22 protein-coding genes are annotated in these 26,400 nt (G+C 59.4%); 13 read left to right on the top strand and 9 right to left on the bottom strand.

The annotated features are described in order from the left end of the window. Nucleotides 1–105: 105 nt before the first annotated feature. Nucleotides 106–795 carry a glutathione S-transferase family protein gene (locus tag AC3IX4_RS16255; protein WP_489261300.1) on the bottom strand — a complete coding sequence of 230 codons (690 nt, stop codon included), beginning with the start codon at nt 793–795 and terminating at the stop codon, nt 106–108. A 22-nt stretch (nt 796–817) separates the two neighbouring features. On the opposite strand from AC3IX4_RS16255, the gene AC3IX4_RS16250 reads away from it, so the two are divergent. Continuing rightward, nucleotides 818–2,370 (top strand): IS3 family transposase gene (locus AC3IX4_RS16250; protein WP_489256458.1). Its coding sequence is split into 2 segments (ribosomal slippage): nt 818–1,280 and nt 1,280–2,370, totalling 1,554 coding nucleotides; the frame shifts between segments, so codons are not numbered across the junction. 265 nt (nt 2,371–2,635) lie between these two features. Here AC3IX4_RS16250 and AC3IX4_RS16245 read toward each other — a convergent pair. From AC3IX4_RS16245 to AC3IX4_RS16235, 3 genes are all read right to left on the bottom strand, one after another. Beyond that, the gene (locus tag AC3IX4_RS16245; protein WP_489256457.1) at nt 2,636–2,956 is read right to left on the bottom strand and encodes a DUF6124 family protein; all 321 of its coding nucleotides are present in this window, start codon (nt 2,954–2,956) and stop codon (nt 2,636–2,638) included. 416 nt (nt 2,957–3,372) lie between these two features. Beyond that, nucleotides 3,373–3,699 carry a hypothetical protein gene (locus tag AC3IX4_RS16240; RefSeq protein WP_489256456.1) on the bottom strand — a complete coding sequence of 109 codons (327 nt, stop codon included), beginning with the start codon at nt 3,697–3,699 and terminating at the stop codon, nt 3,373–3,375. 53 nt (nt 3,700–3,752) lie between these two features. Then, the gene (locus AC3IX4_RS16235; RefSeq protein WP_489256455.1) at nt 3,753–4,901 is read right to left on the bottom strand and encodes a hypothetical protein; all 1,149 of its coding nucleotides are present in this window, start codon (nt 4,899–4,901) and stop codon (nt 3,753–3,755) included. Nucleotides 4,902–5,097: 196 nt separating this feature from the next. Here AC3IX4_RS16235 and AC3IX4_RS16230 point away from each other — a divergent pair, with 196 nt between their 5' ends. Further along, nucleotides 5,098–6,264 (top strand): AAA family ATPase, encoded by a 1,167-nt coding sequence (locus AC3IX4_RS16230; protein ID WP_489256454.1) that lies wholly within the window; start codon nt 5,098–5,100, stop codon nt 6,262–6,264. A gap of 93 nt (nt 6,265–6,357) precedes the next feature. Here AC3IX4_RS16230 and AC3IX4_RS16225 read toward each other — a convergent pair whose 3' ends face one another. Beyond that, the gene (locus AC3IX4_RS16225; RefSeq protein WP_489256453.1) at nt 6,358–6,774 is read right to left on the bottom strand and encodes a VOC family protein; all 417 of its coding nucleotides are present in this window, start codon (nt 6,772–6,774) and stop codon (nt 6,358–6,360) included. 18 nt (nt 6,775–6,792) lie between these two features. Continuing rightward, complete coding sequence (locus tag AC3IX4_RS16220; RefSeq protein ID WP_489261299.1) at nt 6,793–7,221, bottom strand: YciI family protein; 429 nt, start codon at nt 7,219–7,221, stop codon at nt 6,793–6,795. A gap of 157 nt (nt 7,222–7,378) precedes the next feature. Here AC3IX4_RS16220 and ligD point away from each other — a divergent pair, with 157 nt between their 5' ends. The 4 genes from ligD to AC3IX4_RS16200 all read left to right on the top strand — a co-directional run bounded on the left by ligD (nt 7,379) and on the right by AC3IX4_RS16200 (nt 14,145). Continuing rightward, a complete protein-coding gene (gene ligD / locus AC3IX4_RS16215) occupies nt 7,379–9,811 on the top strand; it encodes a DNA ligase D (RefSeq protein ID WP_489256452.1) in 2,433 nt (810 codons plus the stop codon). A gap of 324 nt (nt 9,812–10,135) precedes the next feature. Further along, complete coding sequence (locus AC3IX4_RS16210) at nt 10,136–12,961, top strand: toxin VasX (RefSeq protein WP_489256451.1); 2,826 nt, start codon at nt 10,136–10,138, stop codon at nt 12,959–12,961. Continuing rightward, the gene (locus AC3IX4_RS16205) at nt 12,958–13,896 is read left to right on the top strand and encodes a DUF6708 domain-containing protein (RefSeq protein ID WP_489256450.1); all 939 of its coding nucleotides are present in this window, start codon (nt 12,958–12,960) and stop codon (nt 13,894–13,896) included. Before AC3IX4_RS16210 ends, AC3IX4_RS16205 begins: the two co-directional genes overlap by 4 nt. Before the next feature lie 102 nt (nt 13,897–13,998). Then, a complete protein-coding gene (locus AC3IX4_RS16200) occupies nt 13,999–14,145 on the top strand; it encodes a hypothetical protein (RefSeq protein WP_489256449.1) in 147 nt (48 codons plus the stop codon). A gap of 164 nt (nt 14,146–14,309) precedes the next feature. Here the strand turns inward: AC3IX4_RS16200 and AC3IX4_RS16195 are convergent, their stop codons facing one another. From AC3IX4_RS16195 to AC3IX4_RS16185, 3 genes are read right to left on the bottom strand one after another with little or no spacing between them, the layout of a single operon-like run. Continuing rightward, a complete protein-coding gene (locus AC3IX4_RS16195; protein WP_489256448.1) occupies nt 14,310–15,059 on the bottom strand; it encodes an enoyl-CoA hydratase-related protein in 750 nt (249 codons plus the stop codon). A 20-nt stretch (nt 15,060–15,079) separates the two neighbouring features. Further along, on the bottom strand, nt 15,080–15,679 hold the full coding sequence (locus tag AC3IX4_RS16190; RefSeq protein WP_489256447.1) for a helix-turn-helix domain-containing protein: 600 nt from the start codon (nt 15,677–15,679) through the stop codon (nt 15,080–15,082). 43 nt (nt 15,680–15,722) lie between these two features. After that, nucleotides 15,723–17,681, bottom strand: coding sequence for an oxidoreductase (locus tag AC3IX4_RS16185; RefSeq protein WP_489256446.1), 1,959 nt, complete (start codon nt 17,679–17,681; stop codon nt 15,723–15,725). Between the two features lie 139 nt (nt 17,682–17,820). On the opposite strand from AC3IX4_RS16185, the gene AC3IX4_RS16180 reads away from it, so the two are divergent. From AC3IX4_RS16180 to AC3IX4_RS16150, 7 genes are all read left to right on the top strand, one after another. Next, nucleotides 17,821–18,597, top strand: coding sequence for a class II aldolase/adducin family protein (locus AC3IX4_RS16180; RefSeq protein ID WP_489256445.1), 777 nt, complete (start codon nt 17,821–17,823; stop codon nt 18,595–18,597). 92 nt (nt 18,598–18,689) lie between these two features. Continuing rightward, on the top strand, nt 18,690–19,337 hold the full coding sequence (locus tag AC3IX4_RS16175) for a TetR family transcriptional regulator C-terminal domain-containing protein (protein ID WP_489256444.1): 648 nt from the start codon (nt 18,690–18,692) through the stop codon (nt 19,335–19,337). Nucleotides 19,338–19,451: 114 nt separating this feature from the next. After that, entirely contained in the window at nt 19,452–20,174 is a 723-nt protein-coding gene (locus AC3IX4_RS16170) for a response regulator (protein ID WP_489256443.1), read from the top strand. A 26-nt stretch (nt 20,175–20,200) separates the two neighbouring features. Further along, nucleotides 20,201–20,950 (top strand): substrate-binding periplasmic protein, encoded by a 750-nt coding sequence (locus AC3IX4_RS16165; RefSeq protein ID WP_489261298.1) that lies wholly within the window; start codon nt 20,201–20,203, stop codon nt 20,948–20,950. Beyond that, nucleotides 20,947–23,199 carry an ATP-binding protein gene (locus tag AC3IX4_RS16160; RefSeq protein WP_489256442.1) on the top strand — a complete coding sequence of 751 codons (2,253 nt, stop codon included), beginning with the start codon at nt 20,947–20,949 and terminating at the stop codon, nt 23,197–23,199. The genes AC3IX4_RS16165 and AC3IX4_RS16160 overlap by 4 nt, the downstream gene beginning before the upstream one ends. A gap of 223 nt (nt 23,200–23,422) precedes the next feature. Further along, nucleotides 23,423–24,835: an amino acid permease gene (locus AC3IX4_RS16155; RefSeq protein ID WP_489256441.1), complete on the top strand. Its 1,413-nt coding sequence runs from the start codon at nt 23,423–23,425 to the stop codon at nt 24,833–24,835. Nucleotides 24,836–25,590: 755 nt separating this feature from the next. Further along, on the top strand, nt 25,591–26,382 hold the full coding sequence (locus AC3IX4_RS16150; RefSeq protein WP_489256440.1) for an enoyl-CoA hydratase/isomerase family protein: 792 nt from the start codon (nt 25,591–25,593) through the stop codon (nt 26,380–26,382). The last annotated feature ends 18 nt before the right edge of the window (nt 26,383–26,400 follow it).

The following is a 26,400-nucleotide window of genomic DNA, read 5'->3' as shown; positions in this document are numbered from 1 at the left end:
ACCGTGCGCGGGGTGGAAAACCGGGACGAATCGCCGCTAAAACCCGGTAGGACACAGAGGTCCTCCCACGCACAGTTGCCATAAAAACGGGGCGATCCGTTCATTTTACTTGAATATATTTATATCAATGTCCTCAGTTGCCAAGGCTCGTTGCACGGCAGGTCGCTCCATTACCGACTGAACGAGTTGAGTCCAATTGGGGAAATAGGTGCCCATATCTATATCAATCCACTTCCCCCACATCCAGAAAACAAGAAGAACGGGGTGTACAATACTATAAGTACTTAGTAAGGAACGATCACTCTGTGCAGCGATATGCTGCTCGATAAACGTGTAGTTATCCATAACGTTGCTGCGGCCTTTTTTAACAATGACAGGAAACAGACTTTCATCGTCAACAAACCGTTGTGGCCGCCAGACCTGTCCATAAGAAAGGCTGTGCACTGTCCCTGACAACCAGTTCAACCACTCGACGCATCGCCCTAAATCGCCTGGAGTGTCGGGGATAAAGCGTACAGGTGTCGATTGCTTCGCTAGGTAAAGCAAGATGGCAGGTAACTCTGTCAAAACACCGGTTGTTTCACCGATGGGTCTATCAAGGCAAAGTAGGGCTGGGACTCGGCCTTTCGGATTAATGCTCAGGTATTCCGGAGTTTGGGTGCCGATGCTTTTCAGTGCTGAGCGCAATTCCAGCTTGAACGGTTTTCCAAGTTCTTCAAGAAGTATATGTGCTGCAAGTGAGCCCCCGGTGTCAGGATAGTTGTCGCCTCTCCGATTTTTCCTAAAAAAGCATATCGGGGGCGGAAAGAGACTGGTCGTGCCGTATTATTCACCTGAACGCAGAGCCGCATTGCTCAAGATGCTGCTTCCCCCACTGAGCCTGTCGATGGCCGAGGTTTCTCGGCGCGAAGGGGTCAGCGAAATGTCTTTGTCCAACTGGCGCAAGCAGCTCAGTTCTGAAGGAAATGCAGTGTCCGAAAACAAGCCGTTGACCGAGAACTGGTCAGCCGAAACCAAGTTTGCTGTCGTCCTTGAAACCGCCAGCTTGTCCGAGATCGACCTGGGCGAGTATTGCCGGCGCAAAGGCCTTTACCCCGAGCAAATCAGCGCGTGGCGACAAGCCTTCATTACCGGCCAGAAGTCGGATAAAGCCCTGCAAAAAGAGGATCGAGAGCAGTCGCGCAAGGATAAGAAGCGTATCCAGGAGCTTGAGCGAGAACTGCGCCGCAAAGATAAGGCGCTCGCTGAAACAGCCGCGTTGTTGGTGCTGCGAAAAAAGCTCAACGACTACTGGGGGACCGACAACGAGGACAACTGACGTCTTTGCCGCAACGGCAGTTGTTCGTTGACTGGCTGAGTGAAGCGGTCATGGCGGGAGCCAGAAAAATCCGGGCCTGCCAGGAGGTCGGTTTATCGCCGCGAACCCTGCAACGCTGGACCGAAACTGAAGTCGTTCAGGCCGATGCTCGAACGACGGTCGTGCGGCCAACGCCCTGTAACGCACTGAGCGAGGGCGAGCGACAGGTGATTGTGACGCTGTGCAACAGCCCTGAGTACGCCCATCTACCGCCGAGTCAGATCGTGCCGCGCCTGGCCGATCAAGGGCGTTATCTGGCGTCGGAGGCGACGTTTTATCGCGTCTTGCGGGCGGCGGGTCAACAGCAACACCGAGGTCGTAGCCAACGCCCCAGGCGGCATGCCGCACCGACGACGCATGCGGCCAAAGGGCCCAATCAGGTGTGGTCGTGGGACATCACCTATTTACCGTCGCCGATACGTGGAAAGTATTACTACCTCTATTTGATCGAAGATATTTACAGCCGCAAAGCCGTGGGCTGGGAGGTCTACGACGCGGAAAGCGGCGAGAAAGCCGCTGCGCTGCTGCAACGCAGCGTGAGCGGCGAGCAGTGTTTGCGCGAGCCTCTGGTGCTGCACTCGGACAACGGAGCGCCGATGAAATCGGTGACGCTGTTGAGCAAGATGTATGACCTGGGCATCACGCCCTCGCGGGGCCGACCGCGGGTCAGCAACGACAATCCCTACTCGGAGTCGTTGTTTAGAACGCTGAAATACTGCCCGCAATGGCCGCCGGATGGCTTTGCCAGCTTGGACGCTGCACGCGCTTGGGTGAGGGATTTCATGCGCTGGTATAACCACGAGCACCGGCATAGCCGTATCCGGTTCGTCACGCCAGCCGAGCGGCATCGAGGAATGGACCATCAGGTCCTGGCCCGACGGCATGAGTTGTATGAGCGAGCCAAGGAGAAAAAGCCGGAGCGGTGGTCAGGCCGGACGCGTAACTGGCAGCCGATCGGTACCGTGTTGTTGAACCCGGATCGAGAGCAACAGGTCGAGAAAAGAGCGGCATAGTTAGACGGTTGAAGCGACAAGTACCTTGAAAAACGCCGTGAGCACGCGCCGGGTGAGTAATAAAGAAGGTACATGTAGGCCTCGAGGTTGAAGTAGTTATTTTGAACGGAAACGCCTATGGCGACCGAGTCTTAGCACTCTTCATGTGGCGCGTGTAAGGCGCAAGCCAGGGTTGCCAACAGAGGTGTCGTATTGGACAAGACCGAGCCTGGCTTGGCTGAAACCCGAAACTATTCATCCAGCATCGGATAGTGAGCGCGTAAATTTAAAGCGGTCTGGCTTGGGCGACTTTGTCTTGCTCGGCCTCCAGCCCATCGAGCAAACCATCAATCAACGCCATGGCCATTTCGGCTGAATGCACGGCTGACCACAACATTCCACGGCCTTGGTCGTCAGTATGGCCAACGGCGTGCTGGGTGGTGGCGAGGATGCATTTGATGTGCAGGGAGGCGTGGATCAGGGCGTCTTCGGCGGGGATTCCTTCGACGACGGCGAACAATGGGCCGTGTGGGGCGTCGCAGGAACCGAAGGGGGTTCTGCGGGTTTTTATGGACTCGAGGGGTGGATCAGGGATCGTTCGTTTCATCCTAATGTTTCCTGCTGAGGTCGTACCCGTTCGTTTCCACACGATTGGGTGGCAACTGTACGCGGGGTGGAAAACCGGGGGAAACATTGAAAGCCCGGCAGGGCACGAGGCCCTCCCACGTACAGTTGCCATAATGCACAGCAAGCTGTCGCTATCAATATTTCAAACCGGGTTTCCACACCCGACCGCTGAACATTCAGCGGTCGAAGAAGACTAGGGATCGAGCTTCCCGGGGACAAGGTCATGGCTGGCGACAGGTTTCGTAGGATATTTCTTTTACCTGATTGCCGGCGACAGCGTTTCAGAAGCAGCGAAACGGAATCCGGAGATGTTCGTGTAGGGCTATTCGCGGGCAAACCGGGACTTGTTCGCGAATGGGTTCAGAGGGTCAAATGCATTGTGCAGAGCAAGGGCGCTTAACTTATCTTTATCATAATAACGGCCGCTATGGCCCAAGCGACAGCGACGCAAACAATGAGCCTATCAATAATTAAAAGTCGTTTAAGGTGCGCTGGGAAGCTTTCAATGTCACTAGGGTTCAAGTCGCCAGTACGGATAAGTGTACGTGGCATGATCACAAATCCTGCAATTTTACTGATGAGATAAATACCGCCCATCCAACCGCTTTTCTGCCAGCTGACACCCCATGTCTGCATATATGAGCAGTTCTTCAGCGCCTCCATCATTGCATTGAGATGATAGCGGCTCAGGTACAAGCTGAACGCAAAACTGATGATGGCCATGCACATAGGCGTCGCCACGAAAAAAATGGCAGCCCAAGGGTTCCAAGTGTCTATCACGGGAGGGTTACTTCATATATTTTTTCCCCCGTCCACTCTCCCGCCATTCCGCCACCGGTTGCTCCGGCCCATGCACCCGTACCTACTCCAACCGCAAGGCAAACAACTCTGCCAATAGGTGTAATGGATAGGGATGCACAAACAGAGCTGGCGGCCGATGAAGATAATGAACCACTGATAAAACCAAATGTGGTGGAACCGATAAACGACCCACCTTGAGTGAATTTTATTTTCTCACACGCTTCTGCCGATCCAGTGTTGCAAACCTCCCGAATCGCCAGCAGCGAAGAAATACCCCCGACGGCAATCGCGATGTAGCCACCCCTCTGCATATACTTCATGGCACGACTCATCGAGTCCACATGCTGGGTATACCCCGGTATTTGCCCCGGTGCTCCAGCCTTATCCCAATGGTGAACAAGGCTGCGGCTGGAGATACCGAGCGCCGACTTCAATTTTTGGTGGCCGCCAAAACTCGTGCGATCCCTCAAGCTTTTGGAGTTGAGCAGATGGGCGTCCAACCGAGTCAGCAGCGTTTTGCGTTCCGCGAAAAACTCCGCAGACTTCAAGTGGCCGTGTTGGCGATAGCTGTTCTGGTGCAGGCTTTCGATGTCTTGCAGGGTCTTGCGCAAATCGGTCAGGTGCTTTTCCAGTACCACCGCTGTGATGCCCAACCAAGTCGAGGCTTGCCCTGTGAAGGTGACGATTTCAGCGCCATAGCGGTACATGAAGTCGGCTTCTTCCGGGGTCAGCGGCTCCAGGGCTTTTTTGACCTGTTCGGCCGCCTGCATCAGTTGCGCTTCCTGAGCGGTGCAGAACTTGTTGTTTGGGTCGCTGAGCACCAGCAGGGTGCCGGCCTTCACCACGGGGTCGAGGTTCGGGTTGAGCCTGGAAAACATCCACACCCATTTATCCGGGTCTTCTTCGAACAAGTCATCGTAGAAGTCTTTTAAGGGCAAGCTCTGGGGCAGGACGTAGAAGCCGGCTTCAACTGCTGGCTCCGGCGCAGGCTCATAAAATCCACGCTCGGGAAAGGGGCGGGGGACTGCAGGGGTATCCATGTTCGGCCGGGCCGGCGTACACACGCGAGGCATGGGGCTGTACAGGCGCTTGTCGTCTAGCCAGTGGGGTTTTCGATCAGTCATGGGGCCGGTTCCTTTTGGCGGAAACGGCGGAGGCTAGCAAGACTGAGTAGGTGATAGAGGGGTATGGATGAAAAACAGAAATGTCCTACAGCTTCGCCCGCGTTTGGAAAGCTCGGTATCTATGTTGGTTGATGCAATTTCGTGCATGACCCATCCTAGGTAGCATTTTCTGACGCCAGATACGGACACCTGCCGCATGCTCACCACCCTGGCCGTGGCCAACTATCGATCGATCAATAACCTGATCGTGCCCTTGGGCCCGCTCAATCTGATCACCGGCGCCAATGGCAGCGGTAAATCCAATCTGTACAAGGCCCTGCGACTGTTAGCCGAAACGGCCCAAGGCGGGGTGGTAGAAGCCTTGGCTCAGGAAGGCGGGCTGGATTCCACCTGGTGGGCCGGGCCTGAAGTGGTCAGCCGGCGCATGCGTAGCGGCGAGGTGCCGGTGCAGGGCGGTCACTCGAATAAAGCCAAGCGCTTGCGGTTGGGCTTCGCCCGCGAGGACTTTGGTTTCGCCATTTCCCTGGGGATGCCAGAGCCGTTGCCCTATCCGACGGCCTTCAAGCTAGACCCTGAGATCAAGCGTGAATGTATCTGGGCGGGCACCTCTTATCGTCCCGCCAGTTTGCTGGTAGACCGCCACGGCCCGGCGATCCGCACCCGGCAAGGCCGCGAATGGGATGTGGTGCAGATGCATGCCCAGGCGTTCGACAGTTTGTTTGATCAGGTCGGCAACCTGCGGGCCTCCCCGGAGGTGCTGGTGCTGCGCGAGAGCATTCGTGGCTGGCGCTTCTATGATCATTTCCGTACCGACCGCGAGGCTCCGGCGCGCCAGCCGCAATTGGGCACGCGTACCCCTGTTCTGCACCACGATGGCCGCAATCTGGCAGCTGCGTTGCAAACCATTATCGAGGTGGGCGACGCCGAGGCCCTGCAGGCCGCCGTGGCGGACGCTTTCCCTGGGGCGCGCCTGGAAATCGATGCACCCGCGGGAGGGCTGTTCAGCCTGCGTTTTTATCAGCAGGGTTTGTTGCGCCCCCTGAGCGGCGCCGAGTTGTCGGACGGGACCTTGCGCTATCTGCTGTTGATGGCTGCCTTGCTGACCCCCAGGCCGCCTTCGATGATGGTGCTCAACGAGCCGGAAACCAGTTTGCACCCCGACCTGCTGCCGGCTTTGGCACGCCTGATCGTCAGTGCCTGCGAGCGCTGCCAGGTTTGGGTGGTGTCTCATGCCAGCCGTTTGATTGCGGCGCTTGAGCGGCATGAGCACTGCAACAGTATCGTGCTGGAGAAAAACATGGGGCAAACGGAGGTGGCGGGGCAGGGGCAGTTCGATGGGCCGGCGTGGCGTTGGCCAGCGTAGGAGCCAGCCTCGGCTGCGATGAACGCACCGCGGTTTGCCTGATATACCGCGGTGTGGTCATCGCAGCCAAGGCTGGCTCCTACAGGGTATAGGTTAGGCGACCTCTTTTTCGCAGTTGACCATCCAGGCTACGCCGAATTTGTCGGTCAGCATGCCGAAGCGCACGGCCCAGAAGGTGGTCTCCAGCGGCATGTCGATCTTGCCGCCTGCGGTCAGGGCTTTGAACACGCGCTCGGCCTCAGCGACGGTGTCCACATTCAACGACACCGAAAACCCTTGGAAACCGCTGGTTGCCCGGTCTGGTGTGGTGTCGGAGCCCATCAGCGCTTGGTCGCCCACGATCAGCCGGGTATGGATGATCAGGTTATGGAGTTCTTCCGGCATATGGTCGCACGCTGGCGACTCGCCGAAGGTCATCATCATTTCCAGCGTGCCTTGCAGTGCTTGTGCGTAAAAGGTGAACGCTTCTTTGCAATTGCCATTGAAGATCAGGTACGGATTGATTTTCATAGTCGGCTCCATTAAGACCTATTTGTTTTTTTGCGCAACCTGTTCGCGCAGGCGTTGTTCTTGCTCGCGCAGTTCTGGGGTAAATTCTTCGCCGAAATCTTCGGCTTCGAACAACGGTCGGATCTCGATCTCACAGCTGGATTCCATTGGCGGCGGGCAGCGTTTAATCCATTCAATGGCTTCATCGAGTGAGGCGACCTTGAACAGCCAGAAACCGGCGATCTGTTCACTCTCCGGCCGGAAAGGTCCGGCAATCACTTCCCGAGAATCTCCATCGAATCGCACACGCACGCCTTTTGAGGTGGGATGCAGGCCTTCTCCAGCCTCCATGACACCGGCCTTGACCAGCTCTTCGTTGAAGTTGCCCATCGCTGTCATCAGCTCCTGGCTTGGCATCACGCCGGCCTCTGACTCCCGGGTGGCCTTGACTATCACCATGCAGCGCATCGTCATCTGCTCCGTGTAAGGTTGAGGAAAATCCAGTCTAGTCGAGCGGTGAGCGAGGATACTGCTGGTCGTCTGAACAGACGCTGTCAGAAGGTCGATGAGCTGATCTGAACTCCTCGATTCGGCGGCGCTCTCTACAACAAAGGAGGGCGCCGCCATGAGTCAGTCCCTGAAGGAATACCACCGCAAGCGCAACTTCGATGCCACGCCAGAGCCTGCTGGTGCTGGGCACAAAAAAAAGGCGGCCCACGCCTTGCAGTACTGCATTCAAAAGCACGACGCCTCGCACCTGCATTATGACTTTCGCCTGGAGCTGGACGGCAGCCTCAAGAGCTGGGCCGTTCCCAAGGGGCCATCGCTGGACCCTAAAGTGCGGCGCCTGGCCGTCCATGTCGAAGATCACCCGCTGGACTACGCCAACTTTGAAGGCCATATCCCCGAAGGCCACTACGGCGCAGGCGATGTGATTGTCTGGGACAGGGGCGTGTGGTTGCCCATCGGCGACCCACAAGAAGGCTATGAAAAGGGCAAGCTCAAGTTCGAGTTGCAGGGCGAAAAGCTGGGCGGAATCTGGAACCTGTTTCGAACCCACCTGGACGGCAAGAAGGAGCAGTGGTTTCTGGTCAAGCACCGTGACGAGGCGGCGCGAGCGCAAGGGGAGTACGACGTGCTGGTCGAGGCGCCCGACAGCGTGATCAGCGATCGCAGCATTGTCCAGAGCAAACCGCCCGCCAAACCCGTGGCCAATCAGTATAAAGATGCCCGCAAGGCAAAAATGCCTGAGCTGCTAAAACCGCAACTGGCGACGCTGGTGACTTCAGCGCCCGAAGGCGACTGGCGCTATGAGATCAAGTTCGACGGCTACCGGATCGTGGCGCGCATCGAAGGCGATAAGGTCCAACTGATTACCCGCAATGGCCATGACTGGACAGCCAAACTGCCGCACCAGGCCAAGGCGCTGGCGGGCCTGAAGCTTAAGTCGGCTTGGCTCGACGGTGAGATGGTGGTCAACAACGACAACGGTGTGCCGGATTTTCAGGCACTGCAGAACGCCTTCGATGAGCACCACAGCGAAAGCATCCTCTATTACCTGTTCGATGTTCCCTACCTCAATGGCATGGACTTGCGCGATACCCCGTTGGAGCAGCGCCGCGAGGCATTGGGCAAGGTCCTGGCGGGTAACAAGGACGACAGGCTGCGCTTTTCCGAAGATTTCGACGAGCCCGTCGACGACCTGCTCAATAGCGCCTGCCAGATGCAGATGGAAGGCCTGATCGGCAAGCGCCGGGGCAGCCTGTACGTGTCACGCCGCAGCACTGACTGGATCAAGCTCAAGTGCAACCGGCGCCAGGAATTCGTGGTGGTCGGCTTTACCGATCCGAAAGGTTCGCGCAGCGCTTTTGGCGCATTACTACTGGGTCTGCACGATACCGACAATGGCGAATTGCGCTACGCCGGCAAGGTGGGCACCGGTTTCAACGAAACGACGCTCAAGACCCTTTACCAGCAGCTACTGCCGTTGGAGGTCAAGCAGCCTGCGGTGGTCAACCCGCCGACCGGCTTCGAAGCCAAGGGTGTGCACTGGCTCAAGCCTGAATTACTGGCCGAAGTGGCTTATGCCGAGATCACCCAGGAGGGGTCGGTGCGTCATGCAGTCTTCCATGGGTTGCGTACAGACAAACCGGCCAAACAGATTACCCAGGACAAGCCCAAGCCTGCCTCGCGCATTACCCATCCCGACCGGGTCATTGATCCGTCCTGCGGCGCCACCAAGCTTGAATTGGCCGAATATTACGACCGGGTTTCAGCGTGGATCCTGCCGCACCTCAAGGATCGGCCCGTGGCGTTGGTGCGGGCACCGGAGGGCATTGTCGGTGAACTGTTCTTCCAGAAAAACGCCGAGAAGCTAGCGATACCGGGCATCGTTACCTTGGACAAGGAGCAGGCCGGGCAACCGGCAATGATCATCAACAATGCCAAGGCGCTGGCCGGCGCGGTGCAGATGAATGCCATTGAACTGCACACCTGGAATGCGACGTCCAAGGATCTCGAGCGGCCGGATCGCTTTATCCTGGACCTGGACCCGGACCCGGCATTGCCCTGGAAAAGCATGCAGGAGGCGACCCAACTGACCCTGACGCTGCTCGACGAACTGGGCCTGAAATCTTTCCTTAAAACCAGCGGAGGCAAGGGCATCCATATTTGTGTGCCCCTGACTCGCAAGCACGATTGGGATGAGGTCAAGGCCTTCAGCCACGCCATCGTCAAGCACATGGCGCAGTTGATGCCCGAGCGTATCAGCGCAGTCTCGGGGCCAAAAAATCGGGTCGGACGCATTTTCATCGACTACTTGCGCAACAGCCAGGGCGCCACGACCGCCTGTGCCTATGGGGTGCGCAGCCGTGAAGGGCTGCCGGTTTCAGTGCCGTTGTTCAGGGAAGAACTGGCGCAGATCAAGGGCGCCAATACCTGGAACATTCGCAACCTGTTCGAGCGTCTGGACGAGCTTTCTGAAGACCCCTGGGTGCAGCTTGCCAAGACGCGTCAGTCGATCACTGCCGAAATGCGCCGACGTCTTGGTTTGAAATGACGCCTCGCTCCTACAGGGCCATTTCTGACCTGATTTTTCTGCCATCAAGCCAAATCTGGCCCGACTAACCCCAGTAAAACCAAGCTATTAAGAACAGCAGGCCAATTCTGTCTCGGCAATCCTGCGCTTTTCATGCTTCGCCCCCAGCTGATGCGCCAAAACACATTTTGATAAACCTTTAAAAAAATCATAAATCAATGTTTTTAAAGGATTTTAATATCAATTTACATCTCAACTTTCCACTTCGGCATCAATCCTGCCCTGTCGGCTTCATCCATCAAAATCGATGGAAATGCCACCTTCAGGCCGCCGGAATCGCCCCCCATGATCAGCTACAAAAAAGCCCTGCAACCTCCACACCCCAGTGAGCCCGTGGTGGGCCAGTTTATTCGCAACCTGCCGTGCCAACGCTGCATCCCGCTCTACCCGTTGCGCTATGCACTCACCGACCGCCCCTTCGACCGGACGGCATTGCCGCACCTCGACACCACGGGCTATCCGCCGCTGCAAGGCAACAAGCCCTATGGCCTGCGCGTGTTGCGCCCCGGCAGCTATGTCTACCTGTTCTATTTCAAGGGCGGGCGCATGTGGACCCAGCATTATCAGGTCACCGAGGACGCGCGCTTCGCCGCCCTCTGGTGGAGCGCCGAAGACGAGGCCGACCCGACGCCCGGTCGCCATTCTCGCCCGGATGTGTTCGGTGCCACCGCGTATCTCCCCGCCCCCGAAACCCACATGGCCGACACGGTCTGGCTACTGGTCAGCGAAACCCTGCTCAGCCATTCCACCCTCTGGCAGATCGAGGAGGACACCCATCAGCTGCGCAGCCGCCTGGCCACCGCAGTGAAGCCGGCCGCAGGCGGCGGGCAACCCCACACGCTGCTCAGCACACAGCTGGGCGAACAGGTGCCGGAACTGGCCGCACCGGGACTGACGTCTTTCCAGCCCCACACCTTGAGGCCTGGCGCCGCGCCGCTCATGCCCTGGAGTGAACAGCAGTCACTCCCGCTCAAGGCTGGGAGGATCGAGGCCGAAATGCGCCGGGCGCTGATGATGCGCACCGACCTTGAGACCCTGGCGGTCGTGCTGCACGATCCCATTGGCCTCACCAGCGAACTCAACTACCTGGCCACCCAGGCCGTGCAGGCCAAGACCCGCTTTGCCGCCGACAACGCCCATAAACTCACCAGTGCCCAGTTGATCAAAGGCTACTTCGAGCAGAATCACCCCCTCCACATGAGCGCAACGCTGGCCGAGCAGAAGGAACTGGTGAAATGGTCTGAGCTGCAGCACTTCCGGGACACCTATGCCCAGCGACTCGCCGTGTTCGAGCCACCCATCGACCGGGCGGTCGCGGACGTCAGTGCCTGGGTCCGGCTGCTACAAACCGATCAATCACTGAAATTGGCCTTCAGATGTTTCGACCTGACGGTGCTGGGCAATGCCCAGGCGTACGAAGAAACGGTGTTCCAGTGCATCGGCGCGTTGGTGCACAGCGAGCCGGGCCGCCGACAGTTGGCCGCCCTGATCGATGCGCCCGTCGACACCAGCCCCTACTGGCAGGCCGTGTCCCAGGGCAATCCCGACCTCCTGTTCCGGCTGGCGAAATCCAGTGACGTCAGCAAAAGCGTGTTCAACGTGCTGGACACCTACCTGGAGGAACACGCCGCCACCCCCGCCACCAATGCCTTGGTTACCCTGTTCCAGGCCCTGCCGGATGCACACCGCGCGGACGTGCTGGTGCGTCGGCTGCGCCATGTGTTGGAAATGCGCTTCAACGCCACATTGATCGAGCACGAGATCAGCCTGGGCAAGTACCTGCACTACGTGCGCGAGCTCGAAGGTTTCAAGAAGCTGGGGCCGGAGCTGGCGCAGCGTTGGAACTTGAGTGTTGTCAGCAGTTTGAAAGCGGACAGTGTCGGTGTGCGGGTCAAGATCTATGAGTGGGTGAAGGTGGGGGAGACTGACTACCGAGTGCTGGACAAGGCGCCGGCTCAGCGTACGGCGTTACCGCCGACTCGCGCGGTGCCGCTGGAAGGGAATCCGTTGATCAGGGCTCTGGAGAAATTACGGGGGCCAGCGGGGCATTTGTTTGTAGGGGTGGGTGGGGTGGCGGCTGTGTTGGGGATGTGGATATCTATCAATGGGCTCATGAAATCCCCTGAAACATCCACTGTGACTTCAGCTATAGCTGCGACGTTGACCTTGATTGGATCGAGCATAGAAGTCGGCGCTGCTGGTGTAGCAATTGCGGCCACCCGAAGAGGAAATACATCGCTCGTGACTACTGCAAAATTTTTATCCGCTAAATATGGGGCGGCTACTTTTGGAGCGGCTGGAGCGGGTGTATATGCGCTGACTGACGGGATCAATACAGCTAATGCCCTTCGTGAGCGCAATCACCAGCAGGCTCGGATGTACCTGGGAGCCACGTTGGCGGGCTCTGCCTTGACGCTGGCGACAGCCGCCGGGGGGATCGCCACAGCCTCAACGTTGATAGGAGGCGCAGGGGTCGTTGCTGTACTGGGGTTGACCCCGGCTGGTTGGGCGATTGTTGCGCTGATCGCATTGGGCACCGCCATCTACTTTACGGTGAAGGCCGAGGACGCCAAGCACGGCCCCGTAGCAACCTGGCTAAAGCATAGCGCCTGGGGCGAGCATGCGAAGCACTACGAGCATCACGAGGAACTGGACGCTTTCTACAGCCTGCTCTACCGCCCGCGGATCAGCGCCGATTGGGAGAGCAGAGTTGGCTCTGATATCGGCCTGCTTACCATCGACTGCACCCTCCCCAGTTCCATGGAAGGCGAGCGATTTGCCTGGAAACTCAAGGTTACGCTCGATCAACAAGCGCTCACCCTGATAGAAGGCCCCATTGTTCACGCTATGGGCCACCCAGGTATTGATTATCGCCGCCAGTACCTGCTTCGCCGTGATGAGGAAATGGGAAGTCATCGTGATTGGAAGATCACTATGCATGAGAGTGCACAGGTTTCCCTTGAGTACCTGTATCACCCCAACTTCAGTGAGCAGCCCGATTTGGCGCTGACTCAGCCCAATGCCCCCGCACCCTTGGTCTTCACTTCCAGTGGATGGTTTAGCGACCCCATTGATGAGTCGATACTTGAACCAGTGAAGGGCCCTGCATGAGCACTATCAAACGCCTCCCCAAAAGCTTGCGTTACGGCGGCACGCCGCTTCATCAGGCTTACTCCACCGGTGAACCGCCGCAAGCGGATGGAGTACGCCGGGTAAACGATCACTGTATCGAGTTGGAAACCTTTTCCAACCTAAATAAAAATGCCTCCTCTTTCTTTATAGGTATGGCATTGAACGTGGCAATGATTTGCATCGCACTACTTTCTTCCATCGTCGATAGTGAAAAGCTGACAGTCGATCTGATGATCACGATAGTGTCGTGTTCGCTGCTCTGCCCATTGTTCGGAGCTCTGTTCTATCTTCTCAGCGGCAGCCACCGCAGTCGCGGCTCGTTCATCCGTATCCATCGCCGTACTCGAAAGCTCTACTTCGTCTTCCCCGGGCAAAAGCATCTGCATGTCCTCGACTGGGATCGTCTGGAAGTTCTGGCCGGCTATATTCCCGCCATCAACACCAACACCACCCGCCACCCCTTGTACCTGATCGGAGTCAACTTCAGCCTGAAACAGCCCGCAGAAGTGTGCATCGCCTGCGGTAATCTGGGGATATTGGATGGCGATAAGTCCGCCAAATCGCTCTGGTCTTACCTGCAACACTTCATGGCCAACGGCCCTCAGGGCCTACCCGAGCCGCCACCGCTGCGCCCCAAAATGACCCGCCGACAAGCCACCTTCCGACGCTTCCACGAATGGAAAAAGGCATTGCTCAACAGCCTCTCCAGCAGAAAAGGAAAGTGCTGGGCCCCCATCATGGTACCGCTGCGAGTCTTGTGGCTGATTTGGGATGTCTTCCCGGAGTGCTTGGCCGAGTTCATCCAGTACAACGTGCCCTACACCACTTTCCCGAGGGCCATCGACGAATTGTGCGGCTTTGCTGAAAAGCGCAGACCAGTCATCCGCGTCAATGGAAAAATTGTCGATGAGTAAAACAATACATCGGCGGTGAACGGGCCACCGGACGAATGGCCGGCATGTGTGACTGTATGGTCTAGGATGGAAACAGTCAGTCATCGACCCAGGAGCAAGCCTATGAGTGAAGAGTTGGAGATCTTGAAGTCACCGGAAGAAGATGGATCGCAGACAGGTCATTGCTGCCTGGGCGAGTATCGATTGGGTTCTTCGTTGCCGAAAATGGCCTATCGGTCCGACGAGGAGGAAGAAGAGGAAGAGGAGTAGCGATCCCGATATAAAATTTCAGAGTCACAGTCTGTGGGAGCTGGCTTGCCAGCGAATAACTTCACTGCGGTATGTCTGACACACCGCAGTGAAGCTATTCGCTGGCAAGCCAGCTCCCACATTTGTTAGGGGGGGCCAAGAGATTGCCAATCCCCCACACGGGTTTAGGATTTTGCCAATAGGCCCTTCAGGATGGCTCTTGCCTCTGGGGTATTGAGCCGCTCCACAAACCGCTTGTTCTCCTCGCGCAGCGTTTCTTCCAGCAGTGCCTGCTGCGACGCTTTCATCAACCGTTTGCTGATCCGCACCGACTCCTGAGGCAGCGCCATCACGCGCTTGGCGGCGTCGTGCGCGGCCTTAAAGCACTCTGCGCCGGTTTCGAACGCTTCATTGGCCAGGCCCCATTCCACCGCCTGGGCACCATTGATGCCATCGCCCCACAGCAACAATTTTGCCGCCCGCGCGTGGCCGATACGCTGGGGTAGCAACAGGCTCGCGGCGAACTCCGGGCACAGGCCCAGGTTGACGAATGGCATGCGCAGTTTGGCGGCGCGGGTGACAAACACCTGGTCGCAATGCAGCAGCACGGTGGTGCCAATGCCGATGGCCGCGCCACAGACAGCGGCGATCAGCGGCTTGTCCAGCGCAACCACTGCGCTCATCAGCCGAAAGGCGGGGCTGTCCATGTCCTTGGGTGGGTTGTCGAGAAAGTCCTGAAGGTCGTTGCCCGCAGTAAAGCATTGTTCACTGCCGGTCAGCAGGACGGCCTGCACGCTATCGTCTTCAGCCGCTGCGAAAAACAAGTCGGCCAGCCGGTCGTACATGGCATTGCTCAAGGCATTGAGCTTGTCCGGGCGGTTGAGGGTGAGGGTGAGTAGACCAGCGCTTTGTTCTTTTTGGATCAGGTCGTTCATGAGTGGCCCTGTAAACGTTGTCAGAAGGTCGGCGGGGTGATCACCCAGATCACCACCGCATCGACCTCGCCGGGGTTTCCATAACGGTGTGGTTCCTGGCTTGAAAAGCTGAAACTGTCACCTTCTTCCAGCAAAAAATGCCGCTCGCCAACCCAGAGTTCAAAACGTCCGCTGAGCAGGTAGCCGGCTTCCTCGCCTTCGTGGCTGTAATTCTCGTGGCTATACGTGCCGGGGGGAAACCTCGAATGGAGTATCTCCAGCTGTCGATTGGGTTGCGGCGTGAGTAAATGGTCGACCATGCCGTCTTCGTAATGGATCGCCATGCGGCTGTTCTTGCGCACCACGTAGCCATTGTCATCGGGGTCGCTGTTGGTTTCGCTGGCGAAAAACCACTGGATGGTCACGCCCAGGCTGCGGGCGATATTGAACAGCGCCGGGATCGACGGGTAGGCGAGGTTGCGCTCCAGTTGGCTGATGTAGCCTGCGGTGAGCTCACAGCTGTCGGCAAGCTCGGCCAAGGTCATGCCGCGGCGCTTGCGCAGGCCGCGGATGCGGGTGCCCAGAAAGTGCGTCTGCGCGGCATCGGCGGCAGGCGCCACGGGGATATGGCGAGAAATCATAAGCAGCTCGAATCCGCAGCAAAGCGTCGGAGTATAAACAACCTCACAGCCCCCAGGCGACTTGCAAGCCTTCGAAAATCGCCTCTTCGGCCGTGCGCGGCGCCAGGCAATCGCCGATGCGGTGCACGTCGGTCAGCCCTTGTAGCTGTTCGGCCAGGGTGTCCACGGGCTGGTGGCCATTGCACAGCACCAACGTGTCGATGCCCTCGAACAGCATCGGCTCGCCGCTGGCGGTGTGTTGCAGGTAGACCGTGTTGTCGTCGCAGCCATACAGGCGGGCGTAAGGGGTGATGGGCAGGCCCAGCCGGTGCAGTTCACCGGCCATCTGGTCGCGCACGTACAGCGGCAGGTTTTCGCCACAGTGGGTGCCATTGACCGCAAGCTGTACCTGATGGCCGCTGCGCAGCAGGCGTTCGGCAATGCCCGGGCCGATCCAGTCGCAGCGCCAGTCGAAGACCAGCACCGAGCGCCCCAGCGTCACTTCCTCACGCAGCACTTGCCAAGCGTCGACCACTTGCAGATCGCCCGCCCGCTCGAAGGTGGGCCAATAAGGCGCGGCACCGGTGGCGACAATCACGCAGTCTGGCTGTTCACGCTCCACCATCGCCCGGTCGACGGGGGTGTTGCGCAGTACCCGCACGCCGGCCAAGGCCATTTCCCGCTGCAGATTGGTGCTGGCCCCTCCGAACTCGGCGCGGCGCGGCAGCAGTTGCGCCAGCAACACCTGGCCACCCAACTGGCTGCTCGCCTCACACAGGGTCACGTCATGGCCGCGCTGGGCGGCGACAACGGCAGCTTTCATGCCGGCCGGGCCGCCACCGGCCACCAGCACGCGCTTGCGTTTTTGCGCAGGTATCTGAGTGCCGAAGTGTAACTCCCGACCGGTTTCCGGGTGCTGGATGCAGGAAATGGGCAGGCCCTTGTGGAAGTGCCCGATGCAGGCCTGGTTACAGGCAATACAGGCGCGCACGTCCTCACTTTGGCCGTTCAGGGTTTTGCCGGGCATTTTCGGGTCGCAGATCAAGGCGCGGGTCATGCCGCAGACATCGGCCTGGCCGCGGGCAAGCATCGACTCGGCTTCCTGGGGCTGGTTGATGCGGCCGGTGACGAACAGCGGGATATCCAGGGCCGCCTTGAAGGTACCGCCATTGCCAGCCAGATAGGCCGCTTCAACCGCCATCGGCGGGACAATATGCACCGCGCCGCCCAGCGACGCCGAAGTGCCTGCCACGATATGCAGGTAATCCAGCAGCCCTTGCAGGGCAAGGGCTGCGGCCAGCGACTCGTCTTCGTTCAGGCCCTGTTCGTCGCGCTCATCGGCGCTGATGCGCAGGCCAATGACAAAGTCTTCGCCGGTGGCGGCCCGTACCGCTGCAATCACTTCCCGTACAAACCGCAGCCGCTGATCCAGCTCACCGTTGTAACCGTCGGTACGGCAGTTGACGCGCGGGTTGATGAACTGCGCCGGCAGGTAGCCATGGCTGGCAACGATCTCTACGCCGTCCAGCCCCGCTTGATACAGGCGCCTGGCCGCAGCGCCGTAGCCGGCGACAATTTCGTCGATCATGCTCTGGTCCAGGGCGCGGGGCATGACTCGAAAGCGTTCGTTGGGCACCGCCGATGCCGAATAGGCGACGCTGAGCAAACCGTCGGCCGACTCCATGATCTCCCGCCCCGGATGGAACAATTGCGAGAACACCACCGTCCCCTGGGCATGGCAGACGTCCGCGAGCTGGCGGTAGCCTTCGATGCAACGATCATCGGTGGCCATCAGCACATGGGAGGTGTAGCGGGCGCTGTCGTGAACGCCGGCGACTTGAAGCACGATCAGCCCCACGCCACCTTCGGCGCGAGCCCGGTGATAGGCGATCAATTGTTCGTTGACCAGATTGTCGGTCGGCATGGAGGTGTCGTGACCGCTGGACATGATGCGGTTTTTCAGGCGCTTGCCCCGGATCTGCAACGGTTCGAACAGGTGCGTGAAGGCGGCGGGCGACGGCATGGACAAGCTCCTTTTTTGCCCATTCGGGCGGTTTTGTTTTCCCTATAGAAATTTACCGCCAGTAAAAAATCAACTTGTTTTTTTACTTGGATGGATTAACGTCTGGCAACCGAACCTATCCTCCGAGGAGCCCCGCCGCATGAACGACCTCGCGCACAGCGCCGCCACCACTGAACGTCAACTGCGTGAACAATTGGCTGCCTGTTATCGGCTGATCGCGCATTTTCGAATGACTGATTTGATATTTACCCATATTTCGGTGCGCGTGCCGGGGCCTGAACATCACTTCCTGATCAACCCCTACGGCTTGATGTTCGAAGAAATCACGGCGTCCAACCTGGTCAAGATCGACCTTCACGGCAACCCGGTCGAACCGTCCGAATTTGTCGTCAACCCGGCAGGCTTTGTCATCCACAGCGCCATCCATGCCGCGCGCGCGGATGCCCAGTGTGTGTTGCACACCCACACCCGCGCGGGCTGCGCGGTCGCAGCGCAAAAGGCTGGGCTGCTGCCCGTCAACCAGATTTCCATGGAGTTCTACGGGCGCGTGGCCTACCACGACTACGAAGGCATCGCCCTGAACCTGGACGAGCAACGTCGCCTGGTGGCGGACCTGAGCGATAAATCGGTGATGATTTTGCGTAACCACGGCCTGTTGTCGGTGGGCAGCAGCGTGGCCGAGGCGTTCCTGCGCATGTATTACCTGGAGAAGGCTTGCGATATCCAACTGGCGGCCCAGGCCGGAGGCGAGCTGGTGCTGCCGTCGCATGAAGTCTGTGAACACACCGAGCGCCAATTCAACGCCCCCGCGCGTGCCTTGGCGCCGGGAGAACTAAGCGACCCGGATGGCCTGCAACTGGCCTGGGCCGCGCTATTGCGGCTGGCGGATCGAGTGGCGCCCGGTTATCGCGATTGACGTTGTGCCCCCTGCTTGCTGTACAGTCGTTCAACGCACACCCAGGCAAATGACCTGGGTCGAAGAAGACCGACAACAGCACAGGTGCACGCATGAACCAGGAAGCTCGTTTTTCCCGGCTGGAGCCGGAGTTGCGCAAGGCCAATCTGATCGAGGCGACGCTGACCTGCCTCAAGCTCTATGGCTTTCAGGGCGCCTCGATCCGCAAGATAAGCGCCCAGGCCGGGGTTTCGGTGGGGCTGATCAATCATCATTACTGCGGTAAGGATGAACTGGTCGCCGAGGCGTACCTGTCGATTACCGGCCGCGTACTGGGGCTGTTGCGCGGCGCCGTGGACGCCGCGCCACCCGGCGCCCGCTCACGGTTGTCGGCGTTCTTCAACGGCTCGTTCTGTGCCGAACTGCTCGACCCACACCTGCTCGATGCCTGGCTGGCCTTCTGGGGCGCGGTGAAAACCGCCGAGGCGATCAGCCTGGCTCACGAACACTCCTATGGCGAGTACCGTGCGGTGCTGCGCGAGGTGTTGCTGGAGCTGTCCACCGAGGAGGGCTGGCCCGCCTTCGATGCCGAACTGGCGGCCATCAGCCTGAGCGCTTTGCTCGATGGTTTGTGGCTGGAGTCGGGCCTGAACCCCGGGACTTTTTCACCGGCCCAGGGCATCCAGATTTGCGAAGCTTGGGTGGACGGCTTGCAAAGTGGCGGTCATCGGCGATTCTGCGCGGCGACCGAGAACTGTTGATCACCCGTTCAGCAATGGCTACTCTGCCTCGGCGCGGCCCTGGCCGCAGGCAAAACTTCTAATAAGAAACGACCCCCGGCCCAGCGGCCGGTGGCACTGGCAGGATTCCAAGCGATGACTCCTCGGGTACTGATCGTTGATGACGATCCGCTGATTCGTGAACTTCTACAGACCTACCTGCAACAGGAAGGCTACGACGTGCACTGCGCCAGCACGGCCGAGCAGGCCGAAGTGTATCTGGCCAGCTCCCCGGTGGACTTGGTGATGCTCGATATACGGCTGCCCGGCAAGGACGGCCTGACCCTGACCCGTGAGCTTCGGGTGCGTTCGGAGGTCGGGATCATTCTGATCACCGGCCGCAACGACGAGATCGACCGAATCGTCGGCCTTGAATGCGGCGCCGATGACTACGTGATCAAACCCTTGAACCCCCGTGAGCTAGTGTCGCGGGCCAAGAACCTGATTCGCCGGGTTCGCCATGCACAGGTCAAGGCGCCGGTTGCTGCGGTGCAACGCCCGTCGCTCAAGCAGTTTTCCCATTGGGCACTGGACACTGATCGACGCCGACTGATCGACCGCGACGGCGGCGAGACCCTGCTGACCCATGGCGAATTCCAGCTGCTGTGCGTCTTTTTACGCAACAGCGGCCACACCTTGAGCCGCGATCAATTGATGGATCAGATCCGCAACCGTGAATGGGTGCCCAACGACCGTTCCATCGACGTGCTGGTGGGGCGCCTGCGCCGCAAACTGCATGACGACCCGGCCGAGCCGCACTTGATCATCACCATTCACGGCGCCGGCTATCTGTTCAGCGCCAGCGTTTCAGCGGCCTGACCCGCGTGCGCTGGCTCGCGCTACTAATGGTGCTGCTGGGTGCAAAGGCCCTGGCGGCACCCATAGTGCGCTATTGCGACTACCCGGTGTACCCGCCGATTTCCTGGAGTGACGGCACGCAGGTTCGCGGCCTGGCGCCGACGGTGGTCAAGGCGGTGTTTGCAAAGCTTGGGTACGAGGTGCAGATCGTGGTGCTGGGTAACTGGCAGCGTTGTCTGCTCGATGCGGCTTCGGGGCGAGTCGATGTGGTGCTCGCCTACAGCTCGCCCTCGCGCGAAAAAAACCTTCGGTTTTCGACCGTGCCGGTGTTGCGCGAGGAGGTCGCGGTGTTTGTCAATCGTCGCCATCCGCTGCAATTCGAGCGCCTTGAGGACTTGGCCCAATACCGCGGCGGCCTGCTGTTCGGAGAAAGCTACGGCCCGGATTTCGACCGTTTCGTGGCGCGCCACGGCAACATCGAATGGGTCTCCGACAGCCAGCAGAACTTCGGCAAACTGATTCGCGGGCGCATCGACTTCATCACCCATGAGCGTCGCACCGGCGAGCTGTATGTCGAGCATCTGCCGGGCGCGGCGGATATCCAGGCCTTGCCCAAGGCGCTGAGCGTGGACTCTCTGCGTTTGGCAGTTTCTCGCCAATCACCGCTTGCCGAGCGGATGCCAGAGATCGACGCGCAGCTCAAGCAGATGGTCGACAGCGGCCAGATCCTGCGCTGGCTGGATGAAAGTGAAGCGAGCTACCGTGACATGCTCAAACAGCCGGCAGGTGCCCGATGATTACCCGTCCCAGTGGCCTGTTGCGCCGCCTGTTGCTGTATATCCTGCTGTTCAGCCTGTGCTTTACCGTGCTGGCCAGCAGCGTGCAGCTGTACATTGAATATCGCCGGGAAATGCGCGACATCGATGCACGCTTGCAATTGATCCGCGACGGCTATCTGGCAAGCCTCGACCGCAGCCTCTGGGACCTCAACCAAGAGCTGCTCACTGTTCAGTTGCGTGGCCTGGTGGACTTTCCCGATGTGGCGCGGGTGCGCTTGAACAGCGCTGATTTTCAGTTGCTGCAAGGCGTGCCTGATCCTGCCGGCCCGCTGCGTATCGAGCGCTTTGCCTTGCGCTACCAGCCGCCGAGCGGCGAAGTGCGAGAGCTGGGGGAGCTTGAGGTCAGTGTCGATCTGGGCGCAGTGTATCGACGCCTTATAGTCTCAGGCTTGACCAGCCTGTTGTGGATGGGGGTGTTTCTCTGCGGACTGGCCGTGGTGTTGTCCGGCTTGTTCTACCGCCTGGTGACGCGGCACCTGCAAGTCATGGCCGATTTTGCCCGGCGCATTGCCGACGGCGACTGGCAAGAACCCCTGCATCTGGCACGGCGCCCTACTGACGCCGCGGATGAAATCGACACCGTGGCCCATGCCCTGGATGATATGCGCCAAGCCATTCTCAGCGATATTCATCGCCGCGAAGAAGACCGCCTGGCCTTGCAGGACAAGCGCGACGAACTGCAGCGCCAGGTCGAGCGACGCACGGCCAGCCTGCTACGGGCCAAGGACGACGCCGAGGCTGCCAACCTTGCCAAGTCACGCTTTCTGGCCACCATGAGCCACGAATTGCGCACGCCCTTGAACGGCATTCTGGGCATGGCCGAACTGTTGCGCGAGGCGCCGCTCAGTGAGCTGGATGCACGCCGGTTGCAAGCCTTGAGCAAGGCCGGCGAGGGGTTGTTGTCGATTCTCAACGAGGTGCTGTACTTCGCACGGTTGGAGGAGGGTGAAAGCCGCCCGCAGCCGGTGGATTTCTCCTTGCGCCAGTTGTGCGAAGAAGTCATTACCTTGCTGGAGCCCAAGGCGCGGGAAAATGGTACAGCGTTGCACTTGCGCGTCGATCCCTCATTGTTGGAACACTTTTGGGGGGCTGAGCAGTTCCTGCGTCAGGTCCTGAGCAACCTGCTGGCCAATGCCATCAAATTTACCGAGCGCGGCGAGATTCGCGTCGAACTGGACGTGCTCGACAGCCTGGAAAGCGGGCAGCGAGTACAGGTCAGTGTCAGCGACGATGGCATCGGTATTGAACCTGCGATGCAAGAGAAAATCTTCGAGCGATTTACCCAGGCCAGCGAAACCGTGGCGCGGCGCTACGGCGGCACCGGATTGGGCCTGGCGATCTGTAAGCATCTGGTCGAGCGCCTGGGTGGCAAGATCGGGGTCGACAGCCAGCTGGGGCAGGGCAGTTGCTTCTGGTTCGAATTGCACCTCGATGCGGGGCGTCAGACGTTACCTCCCGTGCAGTCGTCCCAGGCAGGGCCCGCCTTAAAAGTGTTGGTGGTAGAAGACGTGGCACTGAACCGCGAGGTGGTCAGCGGCTTGTTGGCACGTGATGGGCATCGCGTGAGCCTGGCCGCGGATGCCGAGTCGGCACTGCTGCTGTGCCAACGCGAAGCCTTTGAATTGATCCTGCTGGATGTGCATTTGCCGGGGCGCTCGGGCGTGGAGCTGTGCCGGCAACTGCGCAGCGAACCCGGGCCTAATCGCCATGCGCGGATCTTTGCCTTGACGGCTGGGGTACAGCCGGCGGCGGTCAGCGAATATCTGGCCGCGGGCATGCAAGGTGTATTGGCCAAGCCGTTTCGTCTGCCGGACTTGCATCAGGCGTTGGCGGGCCAACCGACGACCGCGCCAATGCTCAGTGATGATGAGCAGATGGACATGCAGCTACTGCAAACCCACCGCAGCTTGTTGGGCGAACAGAAACTGCTGGGTTTATTGGGCGTACTCCAGGGATTACTCGGCCAGCATCGGCAGGCGTTGCTTGACGCTGTGCAGGCTGGTGATTGCGCAGAAGCCGCGCATCTGGCGCACCGTTTGGCGGGCAGCTGCGCCTCGCTGGGCTTCAGTGGCCTGGCCCAAACCTTGCGCGCGATGGAGCAAACAGCACTCAATGATGACGTTGAGCGGCTGCAACGGCTGCTACCCGAGTTCAATACCCGTCTGAAAGCCTGCGACGACACCTTGCAGACCCTGCTGCAGGCCTGATTCTGCGCGGCCTGCACAAAGTTGTTACGTTTTTTTACATCTTTGATCCTGATGTACATCGCGCGCTTACATGGCTTTCCAATAATCGCTAGCAACCGTCCCTTGGGCGGTCTTCAAGGCTTATTGGAGATAATAATAATGACAGACCGTAACGCTGATCCTTTCCTTCGTGACGACACCCCGTCGTCATTTGCTCACCTCACCGCTGTGCGGGAGGTGTTCCATGTCTGAAGCCAAAGAACGAGATGGCATTCACCTGAAGCGGGCACTGAAAAGCCGGCATATCTTCATGCTGTCCCTGGGGGGCGTGATCGGTACCGGGTTGTTCATGGGCTCGGGCGTCACCATCAACCAGGGCGGGCCGTTTGGGGCAGTGCTGGCCTACCTGGTGGCGGGGCTGCTGATGTACCTGGTGATGGTCTGCCTGGGCGAGCTGTCGGTGCAGATGCCGGTGTCCGGCTCATTCCAGGCCCACGCCACGCGCTATATCGGGCCGGCGACCGGCTTTATGATCGGCTGGGTGTACTGGATGAGCTGGGCCACCACCGTGGGCCTTGAGTTCACCGCCGCCGGCATGCTGATGACCCGCTGGTTCCCCGACACGCCGATCTGGTACTGGTCGGCGTTGTTCGTCGGCGTGCTGTTTGGCCTCAACGCCTTGGCGACCCGTGCTTTCGGCGAGGCCGAATACTGGTTCTCGGGCATCAAGGTGGCCGCGATCCTGGGCTTTATCGTGGTCGGCGTGATGGTCATTTTTGGCGGCATCCCGCTGAGCAGCGGTGAACCGGCGCCGATGATGTCCAACCTGCTGGGCGATTCGCTGTTCCCCAACGGCTTCTCGGCGGTGTTCGCAGTGATGATGACCGTGGTGTATGCCTTCCAGGGCTGCGAGATCATGGGTGTTGCGGCGGGTGAAACCGACGAGCCGGAGAAAAGCATTCCGCGCGCCGTGCGCAACGTGGTGTTCCGTGTGCTGATCTTCTACGTGCTGGCGATCATCGTGCTGTCGGCCATCGTGCCATGGCAACAGGCTGGCTTGATGGAAAGCCCGTTTGTGCAGGTGTTTGACATGGTCGGCATTCCCTACGCCGCCGATCTCATGAACTTCGTGATTTTGACCGCGATCCTCTCGGTGGGTAACTCGGGCCTCTATGCCTCGACGCGTATCCTCTGGTCCATGTCGAAAACCGGCATGGCGCCGCGCAGCCTGGCGACCATCAACTCCCGTGGCGTGCCGCTGCGAGCGTTGAGCATCACCCTGTGCTTTGCCCTGCTGTCATTGCTGACCAGCTTCGTCGCGGCCGACACCTTGTTCATGGTCCTGATGGCCGTCAGCGGCATGGCCGGTACCGTGACCTGGATCGTGATCGCGCTGGCCCAGTACCGTTTCCGTCGTGAGTTCATTCGTGACGGTGGCAAGGTCAGCGACCTCAAGTACTCCGCGCCGTTCTTCCCTTGGATACCGCTGGCGTGCATTGCGCTGTGCTGCTCGCTGTTCGTGTTCCTGGCGATTGATCCCACGCAGCGGCCTTCGCTGTATTGGGGCGGTGGATTCATGGCCCTGTGTTATGGCGCGTACTTCGTGATTCAGCGTCGGCGCCGGGGTGAGGTGGCGGCCACTGTTCCATCGGTCTGAAACCGTTGATGGATTGCGGTGGCCACACCGCAATCCATCTGGCAAACCGTGGTGCGTTCATCGCGGTGGTCCGGCATTCGTGTAGGAGCCGGGTTTACCCGCGATGCAGACGACGCGGTCTTCCTGATACACCGCGGTGCGGCCATCGCAGCATAGGTATCTACACAATTCTGGGGCAGCGCGGCTCTTGTAGCCGCTGCCGAGGTACGAGGCTGCGATCGGCGGCGAAGCCGTCGTAAATTCAGGCCCTTCGGTGTGCCTGATGGATTACGGTCTCAGGTTTTACGGCCGCTTCGCTGCCGATCGCAGCCTCGTACCTCGTCAGCGGCTACATTCGTAGCAGTAGACGAGTTCAGCGAGGCCAGGTCCGGGGACGTAGTCCTCGCAAAGCCTGTACTCGCGGTGTATCTGAATACTGAAGTGCCAGGTTTTACTACTGCTGCGCAGCCGGACGTGGCCTCGTTCTACTCGTCCACTGCTACGAAATGCAGTACACCAAAAGATGTGTAGATACCTATGGCCATCGCGGTGGTCCGGCATTCCGGTAAACCCTGCTCCTACAGAGAGTGATGCCCATACCGCAATTCATCAGGAAAATCAGGGGTTTGTCATCAATCACAGACCCCGCTTTGTCACGAGTTGTTCGAAGATGTAACAACCTCAATTACCCCATTGCCGCCTTGTTGAACACTCGTTTAGTATCGCCCTCAAGTCGTCTCCCACCTCAAGACAAACACAACAATCCGAGGACTCGCATGACTGTTCAATCGTCTCTGCTCAGCCAAGTAGAAGCTGGTGTGGCCTGGATCACGCTCAATCGCCCAGCCCAGCGCAACGCGCTGGATATCCCGACACTCAAGGCCCTGCATGCGCTGCTCGAAAGCCATGCGGCCAACCCTGCTGTGCGCGTGCTGGTGCTGACCGGCAGCGGTCGCAGTTTCTGTGCCGGGGCAGACCTCGCCGAATGGGCCGACGCCGAGGCCCGCGGCGCGTTGGAAACCTATGGCTGGACGGAAACCGCCCACGCTTTGATGGCCTGCTTGCATCAGATTGGCAAGCCCACCATCGCCGCCATCAACGGCACAGCGGTCGGCGCCGGCATGGACCTGACCCTGTGCTGTGACTTTCGAATCGCCGCGCAGTCAGCGCGCTTCAAGGCCGGCTACACCTCCATGGCTTATTCCCCCGATGCGGGTGCCAGCTGGCACCTGCCACGGTTGATCGGCAGCGAACAAGCCAAGCGCCTGCTGTTCCTCGACGAGTTGTGGGGAGCCGACCGGGCCCTGGCAACCGGGCTGGTCAGCGAGGTTTGCGCCGACGATCAGTTGGCCACCCAGGCCCTGGAACTGGCTTCGCGTCTGGCCAGCGGGCCGACCTTCGCCTTCACCCAGACCAAACAACTGATTCGCGAGGGCGCCCAGCGCACGCTGGCCGAGCAGCTCCAGGCAGAACTGGCCGCAGGCTTGCTCTGCGGGCGCAGCCAGGACGGCGCGGAAGCACTGCGCGCTGCCATCGAAAAACGCACCCCTACCTTCATTGGCCAATAACCAACAATAAGGAATCGC

The sequence above is a fragment of the Pseudomonas sp. KH_021 genome, assembly GCF_057838865.1.
The sequence above is the reverse complement of the archived record's forward strand: the minus strand, read 5'-3'. Positions and strand labels throughout refer to the sequence as shown.

Bases quoted from the DNA above. Each gene is read 5' to 3' on its own strand.
- AC3IX4_RS16175 (WP_489256444.1), top strand. From the start codon at position 18,690: ATGAACCAGGAAGCTCGTTTTTCCCGGCTGGAGCCGGAGTTGCGCAAG.
- AC3IX4_RS16245 (WP_489256457.1), bottom strand. From the start codon at position 2,956: ATGAAACGAACGATCCCTGATCCACCCCTCGAGTCCATAAAAACCCGC.
- AC3IX4_RS16180 (WP_489256445.1), top strand. From the start codon at position 17,821: ATGAACGACCTCGCGCACAGCGCCGCCACCACTGAACGTCAACTGCGT.
- AC3IX4_RS16230 (WP_489256454.1), top strand. From the start codon at position 5,098: ATGCTCACCACCCTGGCCGTGGCCAACTATCGATCGATCAATAACCTG.
- AC3IX4_RS16155 (WP_489256441.1), top strand. From the start codon at position 23,423: ATGTCTGAAGCCAAAGAACGAGATGGCATTCACCTGAAGCGGGCACTG.
- AC3IX4_RS16185 (WP_489256446.1), bottom strand. From the start codon at position 17,681: ATGCCGTCGCCCGCCGCCTTCACGCACCTGTTCGAACCGTTGCAGATC.
- AC3IX4_RS16220 (WP_489261299.1), bottom strand. From the start codon at position 7,221: ATGCGCTGCATGGTGATAGTCAAGGCCACCCGGGAGTCAGAGGCCGGC.
- AC3IX4_RS16240 (WP_489256456.1), bottom strand. From the start codon at position 3,699: ATGGCCATCATCAGTTTTGCGTTCAGCTTGTACCTGAGCCGCTATCAT.
- AC3IX4_RS16195 (WP_489256448.1), bottom strand. From the start codon at position 15,059: ATGAACGACCTGATCCAAAAAGAACAAAGCGCTGGTCTACTCACCCTC.
- AC3IX4_RS16235 (WP_489256455.1), bottom strand. From the start codon at position 4,901: ATGACTGATCGAAAACCCCACTGGCTAGACGACAAGCGCCTGTACAGC.
- ligD (WP_489256452.1), top strand. From the start codon at position 7,379: ATGAGTCAGTCCCTGAAGGAATACCACCGCAAGCGCAACTTCGATGCC.
- AC3IX4_RS16190 (WP_489256447.1), bottom strand. From the start codon at position 15,679: ATGATTTCTCGCCATATCCCCGTGGCGCCTGCCGCCGATGCCGCGCAG.
- AC3IX4_RS16160 (WP_489256442.1), top strand. From the start codon at position 20,947: ATGATTACCCGTCCCAGTGGCCTGTTGCGCCGCCTGTTGCTGTATATC.
- AC3IX4_RS16165 (WP_489261298.1), top strand. From the start codon at position 20,201: ATGGTGCTGCTGGGTGCAAAGGCCCTGGCGGCACCCATAGTGCGCTAT.
- AC3IX4_RS16205 (WP_489256450.1), top strand. From the start codon at position 12,958: ATGAGCACTATCAAACGCCTCCCCAAAAGCTTGCGTTACGGCGGCACG.
- AC3IX4_RS16225 (WP_489256453.1), bottom strand. From the start codon at position 6,774: ATGAAAATCAATCCGTACCTGATCTTCAATGGCAATTGCAAAGAAGCG.
- AC3IX4_RS16210 (WP_489256451.1), top strand. From the start codon at position 10,136: ATGATCAGCTACAAAAAAGCCCTGCAACCTCCACACCCCAGTGAGCCC.
- AC3IX4_RS16150 (WP_489256440.1), top strand. From the start codon at position 25,591: ATGACTGTTCAATCGTCTCTGCTCAGCCAAGTAGAAGCTGGTGTGGCC.
- AC3IX4_RS16170 (WP_489256443.1), top strand. From the start codon at position 19,452: ATGACTCCTCGGGTACTGATCGTTGATGACGATCCGCTGATTCGTGAA.
- AC3IX4_RS16200 (WP_489256449.1), top strand. From the start codon at position 13,999: ATGAGTGAAGAGTTGGAGATCTTGAAGTCACCGGAAGAAGATGGATCG.